This is a genomic window from Actinosynnema sp. (assembly GCF_052038725.1).
Map to the genome: position 1 here is coordinate 1 of NZ_JBQGCX010000970.1, position 1,581 is coordinate 1,581.

3 protein-coding genes are annotated in these 1,581 nt (G+C 75.1%); all 3 read left to right on the top strand.

The window, feature by feature from the left end; all coding sequences use genetic code 11:
* Positions 1-35: 35 nt before the first annotated feature.
* A complete protein-coding gene (locus tag ACTUAL_RS20630; protein ID WP_440901398.1) occupies positions 36-581 on the top strand; it encodes a tetratricopeptide repeat protein in 546 nt (181 codons plus the stop codon).
* Between the two features lie 339 nt (positions 582-920).
* A complete protein-coding gene (locus tag ACTUAL_RS20635; RefSeq protein WP_440901399.1) occupies positions 921-1,178 on the top strand; it encodes a hypothetical protein in 258 nt (85 codons plus the stop codon).
* A partial coding sequence (locus ACTUAL_RS20640; RefSeq protein ID WP_440901400.1) for a hypothetical protein occupies positions 1,082-1,581 on the top strand: 500 nt, incomplete at its 3' end. The genes ACTUAL_RS20635 and ACTUAL_RS20640, both read left to right, overlap by 97 nt.

Below are 1,581 nucleotides of genomic sequence, written 5' to 3' on the forward strand. Positions count from 1 at the left end.
TTGGACGGACGCGGCGGTGTATGCGTTGATCGTCCGTGCGCCACCGGGGCGCGCGGACGATCACCGAGGGGGCGCTGGGCATGACCACCGTGGACGAGGCCGTGGAGCGGGGCTGGGCGAAGGCGGACCCGGAGGATCCGGAGCCGACCGTCGAGCACTTCCGCGCGCTGCTGGCCGAGCACCCGGACGACGTGGTGGCGCTGTTCGAGTACGCGGGCGCGCTCGACTACGCCGGTCACGAGGCCGAGGCGGCCCCGGCGTACGAGCGCGCTTTCGCGGCGGGCCTGGACGACGACCGGCTGCGGCAGGGCCTGATCCAGTACGGCAGCACCCTGCGCAACCTGGGCAGGCACGACGAGGCCATCGCCGCGCTGGAGCGCGCCGACCGCGAGTTCCCCGGCCACGACTCGGTCCGCGCGTTCCTCGCACTGGCCCTGACCAGCGCGGGCCGCGCCCCCGAGGCCGTGGCGCTCCTGCTCACCCTGGCGGTGGACCGCGTCGACAGCCCCGACCTCCAGCGCTACCAGCGCGCCCTGCGCGGCTACGCCGCAGAACTGACGACCACCCCGAACGCGGATTGAGATCCCGCTCCGAACGAGGACTGACCCCACTCCGAACACGGGCTGCCCCCGCTACGGACGCAGACTGAGACCCCGCCACGGGCGCTGCTGCCCCTGCCACGGGCTCTGACCGCTGGTGGGGTGCTCCGGTAGGTGGGGCGGCGCGGCTCAGAAGGCGGAGCGGCGCGGCTCGAAGGTGGGGCGGCGCGGTGGGCGAGGCGCTTCGGTGGGTGGGGGTGCCTCGGTAGGTGGTGCGTGGCGCGGTAGGCGTGGTGGCCCGGCGGGCGATTGGCGGTGTGCTGGGCAGGGGCGGTGCGGGGCCGGGGTCAGTTCGCGGGGGGCGTCGTGCCGGTGGGCGTGGTGGTTTCGCCCACCGTCGCCGAGTCGCTCGTGGACGTCGTGGTGGTGGTCGGTGGCTCCTCGGTGGTCGGCGCGGGCGCCGTGTCGGTGACCTCCCCTGTTGTCGGGATCGTGGTCACCTGGGTGGTGGTCGGCGTGGTCGGGGGAGAGGTGACCAGTGGTTGCGGCTTGTTCTGCACCGTCACCCCGCAGGCCGAGCACAGCAGCAGCACCAGGCCGAGCACGCCGCCGAGCCGAACCTCGCCCATCCCGACCTGACCCCGCCCACCACGACCCCCACGTCCGCGCCGTCCACCCTGGACCGCGCCGCCACCCCGCTGCTGGCCACCCCGCGGCTCGACGCCCCGCTGCTGGCCACCCCGCTGCTCGATGCCCCGCTGCTGGCCATCCCGCCGCTGGCCACTGTGCCGCTGGCCACCCCGCTGCTGGTCACCTTGCCGCTGGCCACCCTGCTGCTCGACGCCCTGCCGCTGGCCGTCCCGCTGCTGGCCACTGTGCCGCTGGCCGTCCTGCTGCTGGCCATCCTGCCGCTGGCCGTCCTGCCGCTGGTCACCCTGTCGCGCGCCATCGCACCCCTTGCTGCCGCAGTGCTGGCCGCCGCGCCATACGCTGCCGGGCCGTGGGCCGTCCTGCCGCACCCCGCCCTGCCTCGTACCCCCCA